Below are 23710 nucleotides of genomic sequence, written 5' to 3' on the forward strand. Positions count from 1 at the left end.
GGGCTAGCCATACACCTCTTCCAGCAGCGATCTGTCCCACAGGTCAGGCGTGACGTTTTGGCCCAACAGGGCAAGTGTTTCTATATTGGCTGCCACCGTATCCTCGGTGAACCACCCGAACCCGAACTCGGCTGTCAGGTCCGAGAACATAAGTGGCACTTGTCGCGCGGCTTGCAGTTTTTGCGCGGCGGGGTCTAGACCTGCGTCAGGGAACATCTCCAGCGTCAAATCAGCGGCGGCGTCAGTGTTTTTGCGGTAATCAGTCCACCCCATGACTTCGCCTTTCAGCAAAGACACAAGATCTGATCGCTTTTCGGCAAGCGAGTCCTCGGTGGCAATATAGGTTTGTGAATGCAGGGCATAGCCGTAGTCAGCCATGAGCATAGTGGTGTTTTCTACGCCTTGCACGGCCATGGCAACGGGTAGATCTGTTTCCCAGCACAGCAAACAATCCACCTGACCGCTGACAAGGGGGGCGGGATCGTACTGGGTGGGGACAATTTCGATTTGGTCAATGTCTAGACCATTCAAAGTGCACAGAGCCTGCAGGACCGGCGTATTTGCCACCGCCATACCGATCTTCTTTCCGATCAGGTCAGAGGGTTCATTCACCGGATCGGCCGCAAGGGATGCGATCGCGAACGGATTCTTTTGCATTGCAACGGCGATGATTTTGAAAGGCGCACCTTGCGCCACAGCGGCCGCAGTGTAGTCCGCGGCAGATATGCCAACCAAAGCGGTCCCTGAAACCACGGGCGGTTCGACAGGAGCGTTCGGACCGCCTTGCGCAAGCGAAACATCCAAACCCTGATCGGACCAATACCCTTTGTTTTTTGCGATATAGCTTCCACCGAACTGCACAGAATGCAGCCAGGACAACTGGAAGTTCACGGGTTGCAAGTTGGCCGCCAACGCAGGCAGCCCGGATGCAGAAGCGGCAAATCCGGCTGCTCCGGTTTGAAGAAAGAAACGGCGCGTAAGGTGGGCTGGCTGTGTCATAATGAATTTCTTTTCTCTGTTGATGGATGTGGTTCTATGGGTCTTGGCCACAGCAGAAATGCAGTGGCGGGTAACGTGGCGATAAGGACGACCGCACCGTAAGTTATGCCCGAGGCGACACCTACGCTGGATGACGCTCCGATCATTGGAAACAGAGCAGCGGCGGCCCCCTCTCTCCAACCCCAGCCTGCAATGGAAAGTGGGATCAGCATAGCGGTCAAGATCAGGGGAATGACAGTCATCAAGCCCTCTGGCGGTATGGTAACTCCTACGGCTCGTGCTGATGCGAAAAATCCCACTACCAGACATGCAGAGCTGACCAAACCGACCAGAACAAAGACAGCTTGACGTTGCAGCCTGGCCAAAAAGACGACGAATGTCCCGATCGATGGAAGGGCAAGAGAAAGCACGCCCCCCACAACAAGGGCGGATAGTAAGGCAGCAAGAACTGTCATGCTCAGAACAGGGTGATCGAACTCGCCGGGCCAAAGCAGCGATGCAGATACGCCCAGAAAAAGAACAGCCATCAGCGCGACTTGCCCCAAAAGGCGTTCAGCCACAACCGACTGAGCAGCGCGTTTGAGGTCGGCTTTCTTCCGCGCCCGAACTGCGCGGGTGACATCGCCCGGAACGCCGCCCGGCAGCACCGAATTCACCAACTGCGCGATATAGTATTCGCGCAGAGCAAACGGGTAGTCAAAACAGACATCCAACGCGCGCGCCGTGAGTTGCCATCGGTAAGCCATGGAAAGGGTCGCTCCGGTTGCCGCAATGATCGACACACCGACCCATCCCAGATTGAGCGTCCGCAGATGCGCGGCGACCTGCGCCGCGTCCGTCCACCAAAGCAGCACGACAATACAGGTGATCGATGCGCCAAACCTGACCCAAAACCGGTTCATTGCGTCACCGTCGCCGTAGAAATCTCGCCAGACAAGGCGGCGACAAAGTCATCCCGAAAACTGTCCATGCCCCGAACGGGGACGTCGGGCGCGGGTACTAGGCCATCGGTCCAACCCCAATGGTCGATCTGCTCCACAATTTCCTGGGGTCCGATCATGTGTATGGCCACATCCCGGTTGTCACTGCCCGATACAAAGCCGGCGGCCTGATGGTCCCCTGCAACAATGATTAATGGGGCTTTGTCGGCCTGTTGGACAACATGAGAAAAGACCACTTGCAGAACGTAATCCACCGATCTGCGATACGCATCCCGCACGGCATCTCGGTCTTTCCACAGCACGTCGGGCGCAGGTCCGCGCCCAGCCATCTCGTTGAAAACAGTGCCGTCCCCGACGTCCTCCCATGGGATCACGTCAGCGATGGGAGTCCAGGGGGCGTGTGAGGAAATCAGCGCAATCTGGACAAAATCAGGTCTCGGGTCAGGTGGCAAGAGTTGGGGATACGCAGACAAGGTGAATTGGTCTGGCATCGTGACCCAACGAAAACTCTCGCCGGCATACGGAATTTGACCCTCGTCGAAGATCAGCTCAAACCCCATGGCTTGGCTTTCGGGCCAGTCCTTTGTGATCGCAGGCATGACCGCGACTGTTCGGTACCCCGCATCCCGAGCGATGTGAAACAACCATTTTCGTCCACTGTCGATCATCGCCTGATAGCGCCCGTTATCTGCGGTCCACAAACCAGAGCCCAATGCACCATGCGCCAGCCAGCTCTGTCCACCTGCCGTTGGCGAGGTCAACCAACCGCTTTTCATCGCAAGTCCCAAAGCTTGGATTTCCGCCTCGGCGGCCTGAAGCGTCCCAAGATGCGTTGGCGCATAGAGCGGATTGTCAAAACTCGCGCGCCCGTAGCTTTCGACCCAGATCAGGAGCACATCACGCCCATCGAGTTGGTTCAACAATCCGGACGTATTTGCATATTCATCCGAGTCTGCGGCCGTGCGAAACTCCGCCAAATCTTTGGTTGTTCTTTGTATTCGCTCAACGCGTTTGATCGCTAGGCGGGACGTCCACGTGGTACCCGGCGGGCTGTTTTCAAATGTCCAGTACTTCAGGTGGTGTCCCGCGTCCGCGATGGCCCATCCGGCGCAGCCAACAGCAACCAAAGCTGCAGCCAATCCCGCTTTTGCGTTTTGCCCGAGTGTTCCCCAAGCTGAGAGGCCCTTGAAAAGTGAAATGTAGAAAAGGACAAGCAGGGTACCGGCAAAGGACAAAGCAACAACAAAAACAACCGAACCAAGACTGTCGCGTGCGAACGAAAAACCCGAGGCGATCAAGGACATATCGACGACCGGGTCGAACGGTCGATTGTATGCGCTGAACATGGCGAAGTCGGCCAGCTTTAGTACCACAACAACCAATATTGCCGAGGCGAACGCGTGGACAACGAACAAATGCCGACCAAACAGTACGGTCAAAAGCAAAATGACCGGCAACTCTAGCGGCCAGCGCGTCAAGGCCCCCCAACCGACGGCGTTTGGGTGGTTCGGCAATGCCAGGGCGGCGAAAACCGCGACCGCCCCAAGCAAAAGAAGAAACACTTGCTTCATTCAGAGCGCCTCAGAAGCCACTTGATATCAATCAGGAACGACCACGTTAAAAGAGCCGCAGCCAGAAAGGATAGCGGCAACACAACCAAATTCGGCGTTAGTGGGAACAGCAATGCGACCAAGGCACCAATCTGTACCACGCAAATCAGTTTTCTCCGGAATGACTCCGGCAGGTCTTGCCGCAACGCAGGTATGATCAACCCTGCCGCGAAGAAGGCATAGCGCATAAAGCCCAGCACTAGGATTTCCGGACCTGTTTTCCCTGATGAAAAAAGCCATGTCGCAAGGACCGCGCCCAGCATTGCGTCGGTTTCCATGTCAAATCTAGCGCCAAAACGCGAGGTCAAACCCGACCGCCTCGCCAACCACCCGTCCAAACCGTCCAGAGCGAACGCCAGTGTTGCGACCGCAAACACCAGCCAAGTGTTCATGTCTGGCGTCAATACGGCCCCCGCCAAAAACGCGACCATAGCGGCTCGCGCGAGGGTTACAATGTTGCAAAGGCCTAAAACGTCATGCGGGTAGCTTTGGCGCAGTCCGTGCACCAGAATCCCGACGACCAACCCAAAAAAGACCAAAGGGGCAAGTGCTGAACCCATGGCAACCCGTGACAAGACCGCCAGCGCAAACGCGAAGACCGCGCTGACCAAACACAGTTTGGCAACGGGTGGTTCCACCATTGCAGACCGTGTCGCGTTATAATAGTCACCACCAATCATACAAGTCACCTAGTTGATCCAAATAGTAAATTAGACCGCTAAATGCACTAGGGTAGGTTAATGGGCAACCAACCGCTTACTGCTCGGTCGCGAGTTTCAGAACACCGGTCAAAGGCAGATGATCTGATGAGCGTATTAAAGCGTCGGATCTTAATGCCTGAACATCTGAAACAGAGTTGGGAACGTCAGTCACAATTCTATCCAGCGGCAGGAACGGTTTCTTGCTCGGAAAAGTGGCCCGGACGGGGCCTTGCATCGCCCTTCCGACAATGCGTCGGTGAAACATCAGACCCCCCCAGGGCCGCCATTCGTTGAAGTCGCCCAGCATCAGGGTTTGCATCAGAGGGCGACGATGCAAGTATTGCCCGATGGTGCGCATTTGGATGATGCGAAGCGGTTGCGACAAGGACAGATGCATCGTCATGATGCGCAAGGGACAACCGTCAACCAGCGTTTCGAGCGCCAAGGCGCCCCGATGGCAATGACCCGGCAGATCAATCACGTCCGCATGCGTGCGCTGAAACCTATCGCTTAGAAAAAGGATGCTTCCCAAAAATCCGTCGCTTTGACTGCCCCATCGCAACGCACAGGCGTCTTGCGTGTAGCAGAGCCCCGTGACCTCGGATATCCTTTGCACGTCTAAGATCCGGGCGTGGGGTCGGCATTCCTCGTCTGCTTCCTGCAACGCCAGAATATCCAAACCCAAAGGAGCCAGTTCCGTCTTGATGGTGTCAACCACACGATTTGGATCGACCCGTCCATCCGACCCCTTGGCGCGATGAACGTTCCATGTCGCGCAACGAAATTTGGAATTGCTCATGTTTTTTTTACCGGCTTTTGCTCGTTCGCAACCTATATTCGTCACAACCTTAGTATCACTCGGAGGTCTTCAAACCATGGCTCTTGCGCGTAACAAATCCGATACCGGCAAACTTGGTGTCGCAATTCAAACGATTGTAACTTCGGCTGTATTCGGCACATGCGCAGTGGAAGCCTATGCCGATATGGCGCGGTATGATCTCGATCCGACGCATACAACAATCTATTTCAAGATTGATCACATTGGCTACGCAAAAACCCTTGGTGTGTTCACGGATGTGACAGGCAGTTTCATGTACGATACCGATACGCAAGAGCTGCGCGACGTTGAGGTCGTCATCCAGGCGGCGTCCATCAACACGTTCAACGACGCACGCGATGGTCATGTTCGAAACCGAGACTTTCTGGATGTCACGACATATCCCGAGATCACGTTTTTTGCGAATGGTGGTACACCTTCGGGCGCCAGCAGCGGGACCGTGACCGGAGAGCTGACGGTTTTGGACCAAACACTGCCCGTAACCCTGAACGTGACGCTCAACAAAGTTGCAGAATACCCATTCGGCCACAAACGCGAGGTTTTGGGACTGTCGTTGGACACCACTATTTTGCGGAGCAACTTCGGGATGGGCTATGGCGTACAAAACGGGCTAGTGGGCGATGAAGTAACGATCAACATTGAAACGGAAGCAATCAAAACTGACGGTTGATTCCGGTTCAAGGCAATGATGCCAGTCAATAGATTGTTGCGGCAGACGAAGATGTATATGGTCTCGACACTGGGCGCAGCACTTGACTTTTTCTCGGAAGTTTTTTGTTTACCGATCAACCCGTGCCAAAGCGAGGCCGATATCCCCATCATACCCTCTGGCGCATCGACGTTTGCCACGCGAGTGTCTTGTATCGGGCTTGCGCGAGGAACGGGCGGGACCGTATTCCGATAGATGAGCTTCTGGCTCAATTGGGCGCGCGCGAGGAGTAGCCCGCGCTACCTCAATGGGCCGACGACTGGGAAAAGAACGAAGACTAGCTGGGCCCCTGACAGTTGATCATCCATTGCCCGAGGTATCCTCAAGCCCCTGAGAGGCCGCGCCGACAAAGAGCGTTGTCGGGTTTTGATATGCGGGGTAGGCCGTCAACATTTTTTCAATAAACTGCGCCGTTGTGGCGGTTTCCGCCAAGAACCGATTGGCGTCTTCGAGATAGGCCATCGTTTTTTTTATGGCGTTAACGTCATTTATCGAGTCTGGGGTGCGGTGCGACGCGACGACGATTTCTGGGTTCAGTGCAAGCAAATCGGAGAGCGTCTTGATCCATGCCGCACGCGTTTTGTGGTTGCTGTCGATCAAGGTGGGATGAACCTCATTGTAGGCAATGTCACCCACAATCAAGGCGTTCAGGCTCGGGATGTGCACATAGCTTGATCGCGCGATGTCCGATTGGCCCACTTCGACGGCCGTGATTTCGTGACCTTCAATATCGAGCGACCCGTTTGTTGGGTCCGGCACGACGACGGTTTGTGCGATTTCTTCGGCAAAGAGAGGCACCCACATCGCTCGGTCTTTTTCTGTCTCCATTTCCTTCTCGATGAATTCTATTGTTGATTTTGTTGCGACAAGTGACGCTTTTGGGAAGTGGTCAAGAACGATTGAAGCACCAATGTAATGGTCCAGGTGACCGTGCGTGATGTAAATCATGCGCAGGTCTTTCCCGGTTGCCTTGAGCCACGCAACGAGACGGTTGGAGTCTGCTAGCGTGGGGACCGTATCGATCAAAACAGCCTCCTTCTCACCGGAAATCAGCGTCGCCGTCGAATATGGCCAGGTCCAACCGCCCTCAGGCGGGTCAATCGGAAACGGCATGTTCAAAGCATGCGGAGGAACGTCGAAGGTTTCGAGGGTAAGTTGATTTTTCATGATGAACTCCTTGAAGAAATGTGCCGTTCAGTCGCCATCCCGCTCGCGGGCAACCATCCGCTCAAGACGGGTTTTCTGATCAGATGTCTCAGGGTGTGGGGAGCCTTGTGCGCAGCCCTTTAAGGAGCGCAGCTGTGAATGCCCATTGGCTCTTGAGATATCCGGAATGTTTGGGAAGCGCATCCTCAACGTCCTTGACCCTCCGGTGGTAGAAAATGTGAAGGGCGGGGGAGGGGGCGGTCTCTGGTATATCCAGGGTCTGCACAGGAATGATGGTCAGCTTGGGTATCAGGGGGAGATGGATCCTTTCAATGGCTACTCCGCCGCAGGCAGCGCATATCCCACGGTTTAGCACTGGTGGCATTTGATGAAATCGGAAGTCGATGTGGTGTTCGCCCATTGGCATCACATCCCCGGACCGCAAGATGATGATGTCCGCGTTGTCCGCCTCGTTGTACGACTGACAGGTTTTGCAATGGCAATACGCTCGAAACAGTGGCACGCCGGTGATAGAGCTTTCTTACAATGCACCTTTCAATTTTGATAATCTTGTTTTCAGGCGAGATCCTAAGGACACATGAGCTCTGGATTTAGGACGAAGAAAACGGTTGGATAGTTGAATGCGTAGCTGGCTTACAATTGATCCCGATGTTAGAAAGATTAACTTCTAGTCCAAATTAACCATAACTACTATTACCAGATATCAGGATGAAGCGGCAAAGTTAAAATGTCCCACATTAGCAAAGTAGAAGTGTCACACTTCTTTGTCGAGCAGGCAGGATTGGAGTGTGATGGTGGGATTGGTTGTCATGAGCGAGCGCGAGCTTAATCGTATAGAAGTGCTGAGCCAGGTTTCCCAAGGCCGCATGACGGTGGTTTCCGCCGCAAATGTTCTGAACTTGAGCCGCAGACAAGTTCACCGTTTGCTCAGGGTTTTCCAGACTAATGGTCCGATTGCACTGCGTCACAAGGCGCGCGATCGTATATCCAACAATCGTATTGATCCGGCCGTTCGAGAGTTTGCCCTGGCACTCGTCAAAGAACGATACGCTGATTTTGGCCCGACACTGGCAGCTGAGATGTTGTTGGAACATCATGATCTGAAAGTCTCGCGCAAGACGCTGCGCAAATGGATGCAGGCAGACGGAATCTGGTTATCTCGCAAACAACGCAGGACGTTCCACCAGCCGCGCTTGCGCCGGGAATGCTTCGGCGAACTCATCCAGATCGACGGATCTGACCACCGCTGGTTCGAAGATCGCGCCCCGCCCTGCACGCTGCGAAGTCGGGCCATGGCATGACCCAGTTTGGCCGGGCTTTGAATGAATTGAACATCGAGATCCTCCGCGCCAACAGCAGCCAGGCCAAGGGCCGTGTTGAGCGTGCCAACCGCACGCTACAAGATCGGCTGGTGAAGGAACTGCGGCTCGCTGGCATCTCGGACATGGAAACCGCAAACACTTTCCTGCCGGGTTTCATGCAACGTTACAACGCCAGGTTTGCAAATCGCCGCGACGACCGGACAATCTGCACCGGGCCCTGAATGTCGAGCCCGACCGTCTGCGGGACATCCCGTGCTGGCGCGATGAGCGCTACGTCGACCGGAACCTGGTGCTGCGTACGACCGCAAGCGGATAACGCTTGAAGAGAACGACCTCACTCGTGGCCTCGTTGGCAAATGTGTCGACAGCTATGAGTATCCGGATGGAAGGCTGGAATTCCGGTCAAAGGGCGTTCCACTGCCCTACTCTGCCTACGACAAAGATCAACGTGTGAGCCACGCGGCGATCATCGGGAACAAGCGACTGAGCGCGGTGCTGGAGCACATCAAGCAAGAGCAGGACAAAGCACCACCTAAGAAGCGCCGCGTCGGCACTCAGGCCACACGCTACAACCCAACGGGTCGGCGCAACAACGGCTGGGACTCAAGGCTTGCGAAAGCAGCGAAAGAGAAGCGTGCCGCCAGCCAGGGCTCCGATGTTTGAGGTCTCCACCCTGTCAGGCTGAACTACCGTTCCGCAGCAACTGGGAAATTTCTGCTTTGCAGAACCAGTGACATTTCTACTTGGTTGCAACACATTGCGATAGGGCACGTGCCGGGGTACGCAATTAATGAGACTCGCCTCCCATTGAATTCAACACCATAAGTTTCTTGCGCTTTTTGAATGCTTCGACGTTTCAAGCGCTTCAAGTCGACGTTAAACAGAAAGCCAAAGAGCTCTTCGCAACCCGGAAACCGGCACAGAGTGTCTTACTTGGGCTTGGTTGATCAGCAAAATACCCTGCCCCAGCACTTGGCCCAAATCCACCGTTCGTCCTGCATTCACGATGCTGTAATCGCGGCCCGCACGTCGCAACAAGTGGTGATCCGACGGCCTTGGCTGATCTGGACCCTAGCTGTGCCAAGGGTCAGAATATCGCCGATGCACCGGTTGTCTTCGGTCAATCCTCACGTGGAATGGCCGATGACGATTTTCCTTCCCATCGACTTTTGGCGGCGCCCAGAAACAGGCCATTTACCAGCGCGCTCAGGTTAGGATGAGACATTTGCCATCCCTTTATGTTCAACGCAGATCTTGTTGTTTTCGCCTTTTAAAAGCGAAACCGAGAGCAGCTTACAAAAACCATTTGCCTCGTTTGGGTCATAGTGCTCGCACGTCCTGCACACGCCAAAGGATTGACCACCGTTGGCCTTCAGGGCCTGGTGCAGGCCACGCCTCAGCGCCTTTTCCAGTTCGGCCTGTTTGACCGGGTTAAGCGACTCGAACGCCACAGCTATGGGATTCGAAGCGGTTACCAACGCGCGCCCTGCCTCGGTCGGCGTATACGAGATCGACCGCTTGTCAGACATCGAAGTCTCTTCAGATACATAACCCTTGCGCGACAGTACTTTCAGGGTCTGCGACATCGTTCCCCGGGTCGTACCGAAATACTCGGCGACATGAGAGGGTGCCCGAGAATACATGTTGGCCTGAACCAAATACTCCAAAGCGCCCCGTTGCGCAGGGTTCAGATCACCCTCCCAGCTATGAGCGGCGTCAAGCCTGGCGATCCTGTTGATAAGCGCGCGAATGAGGTGACCAGTATCCATGATCATTTCATAGCGAGTCGATACTAGTATTGCAAGCAGTTTCGAAATAAAGTATCGAGTCGCTATTACAGCGAATCTAGGAGAAATCACATGAGACTGTCCCTGCCCAAAGTCGCGACCGCGGTTGTGCTCACCGCGAGTGGAGCCTTTGCCGATGGAGATCACGCGGCAGACATGCACGACGCCGTCACCTCACCCGCCGATCACGCCAAGGTGGCTGACTTTGACATATTGGCGGCACATGCCCACCGAAACGGCAACGTTGTCACCTTTCACATGACGACAAATGGCATCGCCGGAGCTTCTACACCGGCCTCAACCGGGTCTGTCGGCGGTTCTGATGTGTGGTCCTACGTCTGGCCAACCTCATTGGACCCTTCAGCAGTCGGTTTTGAAGGTGGGACAGGCATTCTGGCTATGGCTGCCACCAGCCATCCTGACTTCGACGATACCCCACTTTACGACGAAAACGGCGACGGAAATCCCGCCAATGACGGTCTCGAATGGCACAGTCACTGGGTTGTTCTTACGCCAACCGAAGAATGTGGCCCAGGCGCTCTGGCTGTGCGTGACATCCCCGAGGGCACCAACCCAAAACTGCCCGCAACCTGGCCCGGATTCCCGATTTTCCTCGATAGCCCCGGATTCACCCCGCTATTTGACGGACCCGAGATCACGGTGAACGCAGGTTTCGCCAGCGATGTTGCACTTGGTGATGTTGGTTACGACGGTGTCACGTCCGCTTTGCGGGTGAACGTCAATGTCCATGCACCCCTGCTCTGTGTGACCGACGTGTTCGACATAGCGTCAGGGGATCTGAGCCTGCCCGGCAAGGTGAAATAGAATAATTCTGCCCTGCCAAGTCCCCACGAAACCTGAGGTTGCCGTAGATCCATCACGGCTCTACGGCAGCTGTTCATTGGTTGTACTGACCACCGGAAGGTGAAAATCAGCACTCAAAATTTGGCAGACCGCAATGCTCGCGAATATCAGGGTGATTGCTGCAACAATCGTTGAGAATGAACGAAAGCAGCCCACCCAACCCAAGAAAACTCACCCTATAGATGATTTTCCGGGACTGGCGTTCCGAGGTTATCAGACCAGCGCGCTCCAATGCTGACAGATGAAAGGACGCTTTCGAAGAAATCGCGCCCATGGCCTCAGCGATCTCGCCAGCAGAAGCCCCTTCGTCACCGCGACCGATCAGATACCGAATGATGCGCAAACGCATTTCCTGAGACAGAGCGCCAAGCATTGCAATCGCGTCTTTCTCATCCATATTTCAACCTCTCTTGAAATGTTGAATTAATATCCATATAACACCTTCGACTCATCACAAACAACCCGGCAACCCACTGCACCTCGAATTGGACATGCCATGAAAATCGTTAGCTTCGACATTTGCCCCTTCGTTCAGCGCGTCGCCGCAGTGCTCGAAGCCAAAGGCCTTCCCTACGAAATCGAATTCATCAGCTTGCAGGACAAGCCCCAGTGGTTTCTTGACATCTCGCCCAATGGTCAGGTGCCGGTGCTTATTACCGATGCTGGTCATGCCCTGTTTGAAAGCGATGCTATTGTTGAATACCTCGAAGAGGCATACGCGCCCCTGCATGCCAACCTTTCCCCTGAAGAAAAAGCCACGAACCGCGCTTGGGCCTACTTGGCAACCAAACACTACCTCGTTCAATGTGGCGCTCAGCGCAGCAGGGACGAGGCAACTCTGTCCGAGCGCGCTGCCAAGCTGGATGTCGCCTTTGATCGGATCGAGAAGCAACTGGGTGAAACTCTGTTCTTTAGCGGTGATGAGATTGGTATGGTTGATGTTGCATGGCTGGTCTTGCTGCATCGGGCTGAGATCATCGAAAAGTACACCGGTTATGATTTCGTTGGTGAACGCCCGAAGCTGAAATCTTGGCAGGCGCATCTGATGCAGACAGGCCTGGCGGAAAAGTCCGTTCCGGTGGAGTTTGAAGACGACTTTGTAGACTTTTATCTGTCGGACCAGACGTTTCTCGGCAGATGCAAGGCAAATGGCGGGTGCCAGCCGGATGCACCCGAACTGATAGGCGCGTGCTGCTGACGGATGCTCCATTCCGCTACTCGAACTCTGACCCTGGCACCTCTTCCCATAGGAATGACTCCGTGAGTCCGTTTGACACTGCCCCTGCAAGAACCGGTGATACATTCGTCCGGCATGATCCAAACTTTCTGAATATGGTGTTCGGCACCGATCAGGTGACGCCACTGTGGGTTGCCGATATGGATTTTGCAGTGGCCAACCCAATCCAGGACGAGCTTTTGCGTCTGGCCAACCGCGGTCAGTATTCCTACGAGTTCAATTCAAAAGGCGTATTCGAGGCGATTTCGAACTGGTTCGAACGCCGCCACGACTTAACACTGGACCCGGAAAAATTTGAGCAGGTTCCCGGAGTGCTCACGGCCATTGCGATGCTGATCCGAGAGTTGACTGAGTTGGGTGACAGCGTGTTGATGCAGGTTCCGGCGTATCATCAGTTCGAAAAGGTGATCAGCACTGCCGGTCGGAACATCGTCAAGAGCGCGCTGCGCAATGTCGATGGATCATATGAGATGGATTACATCGATCTCGAAGAAAAGCTTAGTGCACCGGACGTCAAAGCCATGATCCTCTGCAATCCACACAATCCAGTCGGCCGCGTGTGGCGCAAAGAGGAGTTGGCGAAGCTGGTGGAGATCGCCAATCGCCACAACGTGACGATCATCAGCGATGAGATCCATTCCGATATCATCTACACCGGCCATCGCTTCACCAGCCTGATGGCGGTAGATTCCGAAAACCACGTGTCAGTCATCGGATCGCCCGCAAAGACCTTTGGCATGCACAGCATCTCAAACGGATATGTCTACACCGAAAACAAAGAGCTACTGGATCGATTCAAGAAGGCGACGGATTCCTTGTACCTCACGCATGGGAATGCCTTCACCACTTTTGCGACCATCGCGGCCTATGAAAAAGGCGAAGCCTGGGTGGATGACTTGCTCAGCTATCTGGAAGGCACGGTGGCCTGGATTGACCGGTTCCTGAAAGAAAAGCTGCCGTCCGTAAGAATGTCTCCTGTCGAGGGCACGTACCAGGTTTGGCTCGATTGTTCTGCAACCGGGTTGGCCGGCGATGTTCTGAAGGCCACGCTTGGCGAATCCGGCTTTGGTGCCACACCGGACACCTGGTTTGATCTGAACGCCACTCGGTTCATTCGGGTGAATATTGCCGCGCCCAGAGGGGACATCAAGAAAGCATTCGATCAGTTCAAAACGGTGCTGGATCGTATTGCCAATGAGCGCGCCGCGGAGAACAAGGCTGCAGACCAAGTAGTCCGCTTAGCTAAGGCAAAAAATTCGTGCTGTTGAGGGGCGGGTTGGATCACGATGTGCTTCCGAAAATCAAAAAGGTACTCAAGCTTATGTAATCAGCAAGCTATAGAGAGATTTCCATGCTTGAAGGGAAAACAGCGCTTGTGACTGGCGGGTCCAGCGGCATTGGCTTTGCATCAGCCAAACTGCTGAAAGACAACGGCGCACGCGTCGCGATCACCGGAAGAATAGTGGACAAGCTTGAGCTTGCTCGCGACAAGCTTGGTGATGACGCAATTGCGATCCAGGCAGACATCAGCAACCTGGATGATCTGGACCGAACGCGATCTGAGGTGCAGCACGCGTTTGGCAAGCTGGATATTCTCTTTGCCAACGCTGGCGTCGCTTTCAACACGCCGCTCGGGAAAACCGATGAAACGATGTACTATCGGATGATGGATGTGAACGTGAAGGGCACATTCTTCTCGGTCCAGTCTGTGCTTCCGCTGATGCCGAAAGGGGCGTCCATCGTCCTGAACACCTCGTGGCTCAACAAGATCGGAACGCCTAACAAAGCGCTGCTTTCTGCCTCCAAAGCTGCTGTACGTTCTTTTGCCCGTGTCATGTCAGCTGAGCTTGTGGATCGAGGCATTCGTGTGAACTGCGTTAGTCCAGGCACCATCGAAACACCGATCCATCGGGGACCAGATGAAACTGATGAACATTTCCATGCCTACGTAGAGCGCGTCGGACAGCAAGTTCCAGCAGGCCGCATGGGCAAACCAGAAGACATCGCTTCGGCCGTACTGTTTCTAGCAAGCGATGCATCCAGTTACATGCTGGGCACCGAGTTGGTCATCGATGGTGGTCGTGCTGAACTCTGAAATTCCACCAGACAGCTCAGGCATCAAGAATCTAGGCAAACAATCTCGAAATGACGGGACCATGACGGGCACCATCCTCTACCTTCTGAGATCAGATTTTGTTGACACCCAAGCGGGCAACACAGCGTTCTATTGTCCCCAATGCCTTCTGGTCGAAGGTCTTCTTGCAGTCTTCCCGCATGTGCGCCAGAACCTCGACATACGGTACGTAGGTTTTGATCGGCCCCGAGGTGACATGGAAAAGCATGTCGGTGAGAACCAGTCCTGCCCTCAGCTCGTATTTCCAGATGGAGATGACGGTCATTCAATCGGATTTAGCAGGCCGGGAAATTCATTCGCACGTCGGATCGAGAATGTTGAAGACATTCTCGCCTAAATCATCAAGCGCTTTAATCTGCCACGACCGCATCCAAAAATGTGACGGTAGGTTGCTGGGGGCAAGACAACAGTGATCGTCACGCAGGGATGCTGGGCCTTCGGAATGATTGCTTGCGATCCGAACGGGTTCGGACGCAAATTCTGTTGCGGCAGCGCCAGTGGGGTTGGTAAGCCAATTGCGCAAACTGCTGAAATGGCGAGAGTCTGGGCGTGAATTGACCCTTGCGGATCATGTTGACAAGTCCGATTCCGGCGAGAGCGGATGCCGCTGATGAGAAAGATTTGAAACCCAACATCGGCCTGATCCGACGTTTAGTGAAGCAATGCTCTTGTTCAATGATGTTACTAAGGTATTTCCGCCTGACCATCTCAACTGGTACCGGACAATCAGAGCCTTTTAGCATCTTGTCTATTGTTTTGATGCCAGCAGTGTTGGCTCCGCTTTTGTCGATGACAATCTCCTGTGGCAAGCCGTTCACTCCAAGCGCGCGAGCGAAAAACTTCGTTTCAGCAGCTTTATTCCGGCGTATGGGCTCACCAAACGGTTCAGGGTCGCGTGATCCAGTTCAACGCTTCTTTCCGCCATGATTTCTTCCAGATCGCGATATGACACACCGTATCGGAGATAGAAGAAAACAGCGTACAAAATCACTTCTTTCGGAACGTGTGCGCCCTTGAAAGAGATTGTCACGGTCTGCACCAATCTTATCCAACCACGCGATACCAAAACGACACTTATTCTGACAGGTGGGAACAAAGCTTGCGACAGTAGCTCTGGGTGATCTGGCCTATTTCGAACATGCGCAAGCCACGCTTTTTGGCCATCCTTGCCCTATCCCGCGCACAAGCTATTCCGAGGAACGCGGAGACGAGGTATTCGCGGACAAGACGGTGATCACCGATATCTGGGACAAGCTCGTTCAGGCAGGTATCATGCCCTGTTCTTTCACTGCATTGGACAAGGTTCGGATCGAAACCGGGTTTAAACCGATCGCATTAGGTTGCAAACGCGCTGCCGCTTTGTGAGCAAACTCTGTCGTTCGAACGATCAAAAAAATTGACCATGTGAGCGGGAGTAGATGCTTCGGCTGGACAAGTTTCGCCATAGGGATAAATCAACTAGTCTGGGGCGGCGCCGGACGAATAGTAGAATGCGATCGCTTGCGTTCTGTTTTTGACCGATAGCTTTTCGTATATATTCGACAAGTGAAATTTGACGGTATTTGTCGAAATTTGCAGGTCCTTCGAAAGCTCACGATTCGAAAGCCCCTTGGCCAGCGCTTCAAGGATGACACGTTCTTTACGGGAGAGACTGTGAATTGGGTCCTGCTGCATCTTCCGCACATCGATGAACGGAAACACCATTTTACCACCGGCAACGTCCGCACATGTTTCCAGCAGACCTTCAACTTCACCCGACCGGGATGCGAACCCTGCCGCACCTGCCTGCATAGCAAGGCGCGGAACATCTCCGAAATCATCGCCATAAATAACAAATCGGGGCGCGTTTTCTTGTTCACGCAGAACTTCGATCAGTTTAGCGGCCCCCAGAACCGGCAAATTCCATGCGATTACGCAAACCTGAACCGGAACGCGCATCACCGCACCCAGGAACCCTTCGGCGGTCGCCGATGTGGCAATCAGAGAGAATCGCGGATCACGCTCAAAAATCTCGGACATGGCCGACAACACCAGCGGGTTGTTGTCGGCAAGCATGACATCAATGGGTTGCTGAGAAGAATCTGACATTGATTTTACATCCTAAATTCCAAAAAACTACCCATTAGTATAGGAAAAAACTCGGTGTACATTGGTATTCTTGCCAAAACGGGTAGTTTTTTTACCATTCTATTAGAAGTCCTAAAGCAGTAGTAAGTTACGTTGCGTAACGAGGCAAGTCCGCGTTTCCTCTACGGCAACAGAACAGGATGGGTGATCTACCCAACCAACAGCCGAGGATGACACAAGATGACAATCCAGATTTTTCCCACGCTCGAGATTCCCGAGACTCTGGCCGCTGGACCCGGGCCGGGCAACACCGATGCGCGCGTTCTTCAGGCCTTTTCCAGCGCTGGCGTCGCGGATCACATGCAGGGCGACGTGTTGCGCGGTATGGTTGAATGCAAGCACATGCTGCGCCAGATCTGGGGCACCTCAAATACGTATACATTTGCGGTCGCGGGCACAGGGTGGAGCGCTTTGGACACAATGTTCTCGGCTGTCATGCCCGGCGACAAGGTTGTTGCTTTCAACAATGGCACCTTTTCCGGCATCGACACACTGACCCTTAGGATCAAGGCGGCTACGTCGGAAGAACACGCTGCAAACCCTCTTGATCCGCAGGCCGCCAGTGTCACCGTGATCGACGTACCGCATGGTCAGTCCGTCACCGGCGAAATGGTCGAGGCCGCTCTGGCCCAGCACAAACCAAAGTGGGCATTCATGGCCCATTGGGAAACCGGTTCAGGTTGCATCAATGATCTGCCCGGGTTTTCGGATGCCTGCGAACGCCACGGCGCAATGGGACTGATCGACGCCGTTTCATCCCTGGGTGTGGAAGATTTCCGGATTGATGACTATCCGGGCATCGCCGGCTGGGCATCTTGCCCACAGAAGGGTCTGTGCTGTCTGCCATTGACCTACGCGCCAGTGAGCTTTTCCGAAGTGTATATCGACAGCCTGAAATCAACCGGTGCCTACAGTTATGTCCACAATCCCATTTTCGAGGCCCGCCATTGGGGCATCGTCGATGGTCAGGATGTCGAGAAGGGCACGTATCACCGGACCCATTCCGGTTATGCTGTGGCCGCGTTCCACGAATCTCTTCGTCTGACACTGACGGAAGGTCTGGCAAAGCGGTCGGGGTCGTACAGAACGCATGAAAAGGTGTTGCGTGACGCCGTCACCGCAATGGGCTGCGAAGTGACATCCGACATGCCCAGTCTTCTGGTCCTCAATCTACCGCCGGAATTGGCTGGTCGCGAGATGGAGCTGGTCCAGAATTGCAGGGCGCGTGGGTTTGGCATCTGGCCGACGCTCAGCGCACCGGTGCAGGTCCGGATCGGCATCCTCAATCAGCTCAATCGCCAGGCGATCAGTCAGATTGTCCGTCTGTTTGCTGAAGCCATGCAGGAACTAGGGGCCACCGTCGATTTCGAAGAGATCGAGGCGCTGCTCGAAAGCCGTTACGGCACGTCGATCGCTGCTTGAACGCACTGCATAAACGGGAGGAATGCAGATGGATATTCATGAGTACCAGGCGAAAGAGGTTCTTTCGAACTTTGGTGTCGCCATACCATCCGGCGCGTTGGCTTATAGCCCGGAACAGGCTGCCTATCGCGCCCGAGAGCTTGGCGGTGAGAAGTGGATTGTCAAAGCGCAGGTCCATGCAGGAGGCCGCGGCAAGGCGGGCGGTGTCAAGCTGTGCAACAGCGAGAACGAAATCCACGCGGCCTGCGACGAGATGTTCGGCCGTAAGCTGGTGACCCATCAGACCGGGCCGGAAGGCAAAGGCATCTATCGGGTCTATGTCGAATCCGCCGTGCCAATTGATCGCGAGATCTATCTGGGCTTTGTGCTGGACCGGTCCAGCCAGCGGGTGATGATCGTTGCATCCTCGGAAGGTGGAATGGAGATCGAGGAAATCTCGGCCGAACGCCCCGATAGCATCGTGCGTTCAATCGTCGAGCCCGCTGTTGGTCTGCAGGAGTTTCAGGCACGCGAGGTCGCATTTAATCTGGGAATTGAACCCCGTCTGGTTCAGCAAATGGTCCGGACGTTGCAGGGGTGCTATGCTGCCTTCAGCGAACTGGATGCGACCATGGTCGAGATCAACCCTTTGGTCGTCACCGGGGATGATCGTGTTTTGGCGCTGGACGCCAAGATGAGCTTTGATGACAACGCCCTGTTCCGTCATCCTCAGATTTCCGAACTGCGCGACAAAAGCCAGGAAGACCCGCGTGAAAGCCGTGCGGCGGACCGGGGGCTGTCTTACGTCGGCCTCGAAGGCAACATCGGCTGCATCGTGAACGGTGCCGGTCTGGCCATGGCCACAATGGACACGATCAAACTGGCGGGGGGTGAGCCCGCGAACTTCCTCGACATTGGTGGGGGGGCCTCGCCGGAACGTGTGGCCAAGGCCTTCCGGCTGGTTCTGTCCGATAAGAACGTTCAGGCGGTGTTGGTCAACATCTTTGCCGGCATCAATCGCTGCGACTGGGTCGCCGAAGGCGTCGTGCAGGCGCTGCGCGAGCTGGACATCGACATCCCCGTTATTGTGCGCCTTGCAGGGACGAATGTCGAAGAAGGCCAGAAGATACTTGCCAAGTCCGGTCTGCCAATCATCCGCGCCACAACGCTAATGGAAGCCGCTGAACGGGCGGTGGGCGCATGGCAGAGTGATCTTATCCAAAACACCAAGGTGAGGGCTGTGTAATGAGCATTCTTCTCGACCGCGACTCCCGCGTAATCGTTCAGGGCATCACCGGGCGCATGGCGCGCTTTCACACCAAGGATATGTTGGAATACGGCACCAATGTCGTCGGCGGCGTTGTCCCCGGCAAAGGGGGCGAAACTGTTGAAGGCGTGCCCGTATTCGATACCGTGAAACAGGCCGTCGAAGCCACCGGCGCAGATGCAAGCCTTGTGTTTGTCCCGCCCCCATTTGCGGCGGATTCGATCATGGAGGCCGCAGATGCAGGTATCCGCTATTGCGTCTGTATCACCGACGGCATCCCGGCACAGGACATGATCCGGGTCAAGCGGTACATGTATCGCTATCCCAAGGACAAACGCATGGTGCTGACCGGCCCGAACTGTGCCGGAACGATCAGCCCCGGCAAGGCGCTGTTGGGTATCATGCCCGGCCACATCTACCTGCCCGGCAATGTCGGCATCATCGGCCGCTCGGGAACGCTTGGGTATGAGGCTGCGGCCCAGTTGAAAGAGCGCGGCATCGGTGTTTCGACCAGTGTTGGTATCGGCGGTGATCCGATCAATGGATCCTCGTTCCGCGACATTCTCGAGCGTTTTGAATGGGATGAGGATACCGAGGTTATCGCCATGATCGGCGAGATCGGGGGGCCGCAAGAGGCTGAGGCGGCGGAATACATCCGCGACCACATCACAAAACCCGTGATTGCCTATGTTGCCGGTCTGACCGCGCCAAAGGGCCGGACAATGGGCCACGCCGGTGCGATCATCTCGGCCTTCGGTGAAAGTGCCAGCGAGAAGGTCGAAATTCTGTCAGCCGCCGGAGTAACGGTTGCCGAAAATCCTGCCGTCATCGGCGAGACCATCGCCCGCGTCATGGGAAAGGCTGCGTGATGGTCAAGCCTTCGGTTCTTGTCACCCGTCGTTGGCCAGCTGCAGTCGAAGCGCAGTTGACCGAGAGTTACGACACCGTACTGAACACCGGGGACAAACCCATGTCCCCGGCCGACATCCGCGATGCGTTGAAACGCTATGACGCGGTTCTGCCCACGGTCACCGATACGCTCAGCGCCGAAGCGCTGGATGTGCCTGCGGCTCAGACCAAAATCCTTGCCAACTATGGCGTTGGGTACAGCCATATCTGCGAACCATCAGCGCGCAATCTTGGGATGACAGTCACAAATACGCCCGACGTGCTCTCCGAATGCACGGCCGATCTTGCCATGACATTGCTGCTGATGGTTGCTCGCCGCGCCGGCGAAGGCGAACGTGAGCTGCGCGCAGGCAACTGGTCCGGTTGGCGTCCGACCCACCTTGTCGGAACCAAAGTCAGTGGCAAAACGCTGGGCATCATCGGCTTTGGCCGCATCGGACAGGAAATGGCCCGCCGCGCCCATCACGGGTTTGGCATGAAGATCCTGGTTCAAAACCGCAGCCGTATTGCGCCGGATGTTCTGAAACAGTGCAACGCAACACAGGTTGAATCGGTGGACGTGTTGCTGCCGCAATGCGATTTCGTCTCGCTGCACTGTCCGGGGGGCGCGGCCAACCGGCACCTGATCAACGCACGCCGCCTTGATCTGATGAAGCCCGACGCCTTCCTGATCAACACCGCTCGTGGTGAGGTCATCGATGAACGCGCGCTGATTCAGTCCTTGTCGTTCGACATGATCGGCGGCGCCGCTCTGGATGTGTTTGACGGCGAACCTCGGATCAATCCCGAGCTTGTGCAATGCGACAACCTGGTGATGCTGCCGCATCTTGGCAGTGCGACACGCGAGGCCCGCGAGGCAATGGGGTTTCGGGTGCTCGACAACCTCAGCGACTTCTTTGCAGGCCGAGCCCCACGAGACCAGGTGATCTGATGCAAGCGCTGGCCCGGAATATTCAGTCCAGCCCGGACCCTTCGACCTATGCCGAAGGGTTGCGCTCGGAATTGCGCGTGTTGTGGCGGAACATTTTGCTGAAACGGGCACCACATGTGGCGATGTGGGCCGAGGCCACACCGCTGCCTCCTATCCCCTCCGGGCCCGAAGCGACGCCGTATTTGCAGGCCCAGTCGATCTGGTTCCAATTGTTGCGCATCATTGATGAAAACGCCGAAGTCCGTGACCGTCGTTTGAGCGAGACCCAAAGCGGGGCGGAAGCGGTTGAGGGTGGATTTGCCCAAGTGTTGTCTGACCTGTCCCTGACGGACAGCCAGGCGAAAAAGCTGACGGCTGACCTGTGTGCCGGTCCCACCCTGACCGCACATCCGACCGAGGCCAAGCGGGTCACAGTCTTGGAGATTCATCGGCGGATCTACCGAAATCTTGTCAGTCTTGAAACGCAACGCTGGACCCCAACCGAACGCGCCGAATTGCTGAATGATCTTGAGGGTGAGATCGATCTATTATGGCTGACGGGTGAACTTCGCCTGTCGCGTCCAAGTTTGCAGGACGAGATCGAGTGGGGATTGCAATTTTTTCGGGATGCAATCTTTGACGCGGTCCCGCAGGTCATGGATCGGTTTGATCAGGCCTGCCTGCATGTGCTGGGCCAAACATTGAGCGAAACGCCTGATATTCGCTTTCACAGTTGGATCGGAGGAGACCGGGACGGCAATCCGAATGTCACAGCAGAGATGACGGCACTGGCCCTGAGCCGCGGGCGCGAAACGGTTCTGGATCTTTATTGTCAGGCGCTTGATCAGGCGGCAGGCAGGTTGAGCATCAGTGCCCTCATATTGCCGCTGCCCGAGCCCCACGGGAAGCGTGTACAAGATATTGTCGACCGGGCTCCGGACGCTGGCCGCAATCGGAACGAGCCGTTCCGGCAAGCTCTGAATGCCATTCGACACCGGCTGACAGATGGCAGCTATGATCACATCTCACAATTCGTGACCGACCTTGACGTGCTTGATGCCGCTTTGTTTGCGGTCAACGCCGATATTCTGGCGCGGCGGCATATCCGTCCCCTACGCCGGGCTGCATCGGTTTTCGGGTTTCGAACCACAACCCTCGACATTCGACAGAATTCGACCGTCACAACCGACGTTCTGGCCGAAATTTGGGCGCAAACCGGGCAGGCTCCGGAATATGGTACGCCGGAATGGTCTGCGCGTTTGCGAGCTGAACTGGCAGATCAGAACCTGCCCTATCAAAACCGCGAAACGCTCAGCGATCAGGCGCAGGAACTGCTTTCTCTTCTGGTGCTGGTGTACAGCGTCCGTTCGGGACCGGACCCTAGGGCCATCGGGCCATTCATCCTGTCCATGACCCGTTCCGCCGATGATATCCTCGGCATCTACCTTCTGGCGCGCTATGCCGGGTTCGGGTCCGAGACCTTGGATATTTCAGTGGTCCCCCTGTTCGAAACGATTGCCGACCTGCGCAATGCCCCGGCAATCCTGCTGGACGTTCTGGAAGTTCCGCTTGCGCGCCGAAGCCTCAAGACCGACGGCAAAGTGATCGAGGTGATGCTGGGCTACTCAGACAGCGGCAAGGATGGCGGCTATTTCTGTTCAACCTGGGAGTTGGAGCGCGCGCAACGCAGGATTGTCACGGCTTTGGCATCGCAAGGCTTCAAGGCCACTTTTTTCCATGGTCGCGGCGGCTCGGTCAGCCGGGGCGGCGCACCCACCGGGCGCGCTATCGCCGCGCAACCAAGTGGCACAATTGCTGGACGACTGCGCGTGACGGAACAGGGCGAGGTTGTTTCGACCAGATACGCAAATCGCGGAACGGCTGCGGCACATCTGGAATTGCTGCTCTCAAGCACGCTGCGTCATACCGCCAACCCAGGCGAAGCCCCGTCACGGAGCGAATTTGACGATGCGTTGGATGCCTTGTCGGAACTGTCGCAGACGGCCTATGTCTCGCTCCTGCAGATGCCTGGATTCCTGGATTACTTCCAACAGGCCAGCCCGGTTGAAGAACTTGCCCGACTGAAAATCGGCTCGCGCCCGACCCGCCGGTTCGGCGCAGCCAGTCTGGAGGACCTGAGGGCGATTCCATGGGTCTTTGCATGGTCGCAAAACCGCCACTTGATCACCGGTTGGTACGGGATCGGCGCCGCCATGACCAGCTTTCGCAAGTTCCGTGGCGCACGCGGTGATGAAGTTCTGCAGGACATGTTTCAGCACTCCCGTCTGTTCCGCCTTGCCGTCGATGAGATGGAAAAATCGCTGTATCAGGCGGATATGGGTATCGCCGCGCAATACGGTGAATTGGTCCAAGATGAAGGGACCCGCCAACGCATCTCACAGGCAATCAAAACCGAATTCGATAGCGCCTGCAGTGCTGTGCAGTTTCTGACCGGCGGTCAAACCATCGGTCACCGCTTTCCCCGGTTGTGCGAGCGGTTCGATCGCAAACGGGCCGAGTTGGCCCGCATTCACGCGTTGCAAGTCGAACTGTTGCAACACGCCCGAAATGAACCGCAGACAGGGTCGGTTCCCGTGCCCTTACTGCAATCCATGAACGCCATTTCCGCTGGCCTCGGCTGGACCGGCTAGCTCTTTTTTGGAGGTTTCAAAGTGAACGCCCCGCAACGAACCCAAGGTTTTTTCACCCAGTCCCTATCTGACCGCGACGCTGAGTTGTTCGGCTCGATCACGTCCGAACTGGGCCGTCAGCGCGATGAGATCGAGC

22 protein-coding genes and 2 pseudogenes are annotated in these 23710 nt (G+C 55.6%); 13 read left to right on the forward strand and 11 right to left on the reverse strand.

The features are described 5' to 3' along the window. Positions 1-3: 3 nt before the first annotated feature. The 5 genes from ACR0L4_RS09065 to ACR0L4_RS09085 all read right to left on the reverse strand — a co-directional run bounded on the left by ACR0L4_RS09065 (position 4) and on the right by ACR0L4_RS09085 (position 5050). Positions 4-999 carry an ABC transporter substrate-binding protein gene (locus tag ACR0L4_RS09065; protein WP_480512308.1) on the reverse strand — a complete coding sequence of 332 codons (996 nt, stop codon included), beginning with the start codon at positions 997-999 and terminating at the stop codon, positions 4-6. Next, positions 996-1901 (reverse strand): lysylphosphatidylglycerol synthase transmembrane domain-containing protein, encoded by a 906-nt coding sequence (locus ACR0L4_RS09070; protein WP_480512310.1) that lies wholly within the window; start codon positions 1899-1901, stop codon positions 996-998. The genes ACR0L4_RS09065 and ACR0L4_RS09070 overlap by 4 nt, the downstream gene beginning before the upstream one ends. Continuing rightward, entirely contained in the window at positions 1898-3511 is a 1614-nt protein-coding gene (locus ACR0L4_RS09075) for a sulfatase-like hydrolase/transferase (RefSeq protein WP_480512312.1), read from the reverse strand. The genes ACR0L4_RS09070 and ACR0L4_RS09075 overlap by 4 nt, the downstream gene beginning before the upstream one ends. After that, complete coding sequence (locus ACR0L4_RS09080; RefSeq protein WP_480512314.1) at positions 3508-4230, reverse strand: CDP-alcohol phosphatidyltransferase family protein; 723 nt, start codon at positions 4228-4230, stop codon at positions 3508-3510. The genes ACR0L4_RS09075 and ACR0L4_RS09080 overlap by 4 nt, the downstream gene beginning before the upstream one ends. A gap of 76 nt (positions 4231-4306) precedes the next feature. Then, positions 4307-5050, reverse strand: a complete 744-nt coding sequence (locus ACR0L4_RS09085; protein ID WP_480512316.1) for an endonuclease/exonuclease/phosphatase family protein — start codon at positions 5048-5050, stop codon at positions 4307-4309. 76 nt (positions 5051-5126) lie between these two features. Here ACR0L4_RS09085 and ACR0L4_RS09090 point away from each other — a divergent pair, with 76 nt between their 5' ends. Then, complete coding sequence (locus ACR0L4_RS09090) at positions 5127-5759, forward strand: YceI family protein (RefSeq protein ID WP_480512318.1); 633 nt, start codon at positions 5127-5129, stop codon at positions 5757-5759. A gap of 339 nt (positions 5760-6098) precedes the next feature. Here the strand turns inward: ACR0L4_RS09090 and ACR0L4_RS09095 are convergent, their stop codons facing one another. Both ACR0L4_RS09095 and ACR0L4_RS09100 read right to left on the reverse strand, forming a co-directional pair. Further along, entirely contained in the window at positions 6099-6965 is an 867-nt protein-coding gene (locus ACR0L4_RS09095) for an MBL fold metallo-hydrolase (protein WP_480512244.1), read from the reverse strand. An 88-nt stretch (positions 6966-7053) separates the two neighbouring features. After that, positions 7054-7467 (reverse strand): GFA family protein, encoded by a 414-nt coding sequence (locus ACR0L4_RS09100; protein WP_480512320.1) that lies wholly within the window; start codon positions 7465-7467, stop codon positions 7054-7056. Between the two features lie 292 nt (positions 7468-7759). On the opposite strand from ACR0L4_RS09100, the pseudogene ACR0L4_RS09105 reads away from it, so the two are divergent. Continuing rightward, positions 7760-8950 (forward strand): annotated as a pseudogene (locus ACR0L4_RS09105) (helix-turn-helix domain-containing protein). Positions 8951-9498: 548 nt separating this feature from the next. Here ACR0L4_RS09105 and ACR0L4_RS09110 read toward each other — a convergent pair. Then, complete coding sequence (locus tag ACR0L4_RS09110; protein WP_170754951.1) at positions 9499-10056, reverse strand: MarR family winged helix-turn-helix transcriptional regulator; 558 nt, start codon at positions 10054-10056, stop codon at positions 9499-9501. 90 nt (positions 10057-10146) lie between these two features. Here ACR0L4_RS09110 and ACR0L4_RS09115 point away from each other — a divergent pair, with 90 nt between their 5' ends. After that, positions 10147-10899, forward strand: a complete 753-nt coding sequence (locus ACR0L4_RS09115) for a hypothetical protein (protein ID WP_480512323.1) — start codon at positions 10147-10149, stop codon at positions 10897-10899. 106 nt (positions 10900-11005) lie between these two features. Here ACR0L4_RS09115 and ACR0L4_RS09120 read toward each other — a convergent pair whose 3' ends face one another. After that, on the reverse strand, positions 11006-11335 hold the full coding sequence (locus ACR0L4_RS09120; protein WP_170754948.1) for a metalloregulator ArsR/SmtB family transcription factor: 330 nt from the start codon (positions 11333-11335) through the stop codon (positions 11006-11008). 99 nt (positions 11336-11434) lie between these two features. Between ACR0L4_RS09120 and ACR0L4_RS09125 the strand changes: the two genes are divergently transcribed. From ACR0L4_RS09125 to ACR0L4_RS09140, 4 genes are all read left to right on the forward strand, one after another. Continuing rightward, entirely contained in the window at positions 11435-12136 is a 702-nt protein-coding gene (locus ACR0L4_RS09125; protein WP_170754946.1) for a glutathione S-transferase family protein, read from the forward strand. Positions 12137-12198: 62 nt separating this feature from the next. Then, the gene (locus tag ACR0L4_RS09130) at positions 12199-13443 is read left to right on the forward strand and encodes a MalY/PatB family protein (protein WP_480512326.1); all 1245 of its coding nucleotides are present in this window, start codon (positions 12199-12201) and stop codon (positions 13441-13443) included. Between the two features lie 83 nt (positions 13444-13526). Further along, entirely contained in the window at positions 13527-14270 is a 744-nt protein-coding gene (locus tag ACR0L4_RS09135) for an SDR family oxidoreductase (RefSeq protein ID WP_480512328.1), read from the forward strand. Positions 14271-14331: 61 nt separating this feature from the next. Continuing rightward, positions 14332-14646 (forward strand): DUF3088 family protein, encoded by a 315-nt coding sequence (locus ACR0L4_RS09140; RefSeq protein WP_480512330.1) that lies wholly within the window; start codon positions 14332-14334, stop codon positions 14644-14646. Between the two features lie 172 nt (positions 14647-14818). Here ACR0L4_RS09140 and ACR0L4_RS09145 read toward each other — a convergent pair. Then, positions 14819-15339: pseudogene (locus tag ACR0L4_RS09145) on the reverse strand (IS6 family transposase); the annotation flags it as partial. A gap of 56 nt (positions 15340-15395) precedes the next feature. Here ACR0L4_RS09145 and ACR0L4_RS09150 point away from each other — a divergent pair. After that, entirely contained in the window at positions 15396-15674 is a 279-nt protein-coding gene (locus ACR0L4_RS09150) for a hypothetical protein (RefSeq protein WP_480512332.1), read from the forward strand. Positions 15675-15767: 93 nt separating this feature from the next. Here the strand turns inward: ACR0L4_RS09150 and ACR0L4_RS09155 are convergent, their stop codons facing one another. After that, positions 15768-16397, reverse strand: a complete 630-nt coding sequence (locus tag ACR0L4_RS09155; RefSeq protein ID WP_480512334.1) for a response regulator transcription factor — start codon at positions 16395-16397, stop codon at positions 15768-15770. Between the two features lie 219 nt (positions 16398-16616). Between ACR0L4_RS09155 and ACR0L4_RS09160 the strand changes: the two genes are divergently transcribed. The 5 genes from ACR0L4_RS09160 to ACR0L4_RS09180 are packed head-to-tail and all read left to right on the forward strand — an operon-like array spanning position 16617 to position 23574. Further along, positions 16617-17858 (forward strand): aminotransferase class V-fold PLP-dependent enzyme, encoded by a 1242-nt coding sequence (locus ACR0L4_RS09160; protein WP_480512336.1) that lies wholly within the window; start codon positions 16617-16619, stop codon positions 17856-17858. Positions 17859-17886: 28 nt separating this feature from the next. Beyond that, positions 17887-19083 (forward strand): malate--CoA ligase subunit beta, encoded by a 1197-nt coding sequence (locus ACR0L4_RS09165; protein ID WP_170754933.1) that lies wholly within the window; start codon positions 17887-17889, stop codon positions 19081-19083. Continuing rightward, complete coding sequence (gene sucD / locus ACR0L4_RS09170) at positions 19083-19973, forward strand: succinate--CoA ligase subunit alpha (protein WP_170712916.1); 891 nt, start codon at positions 19083-19085, stop codon at positions 19971-19973. Before ACR0L4_RS09165 ends, sucD begins: the two co-directional genes overlap by 1 nt. After that, positions 19973-20944 (forward strand): 2-hydroxyacid dehydrogenase, encoded by a 972-nt coding sequence (locus ACR0L4_RS09175; protein WP_480512357.1) that lies wholly within the window; start codon positions 19973-19975, stop codon positions 20942-20944. The genes sucD and ACR0L4_RS09175 overlap by 1 nt, the downstream gene beginning before the upstream one ends. Then, entirely contained in the window at positions 20944-23574 is a 2631-nt protein-coding gene (locus ACR0L4_RS09180) for a phosphoenolpyruvate carboxylase (RefSeq protein WP_480512339.1), read from the forward strand. Before ACR0L4_RS09175 ends, ACR0L4_RS09180 begins: the two co-directional genes overlap by 1 nt. Positions 23575-23710 lie beyond the last annotated feature (136 nt).

Source organism: Ruegeria sp. AB5 (assembly GCF_056542645.1).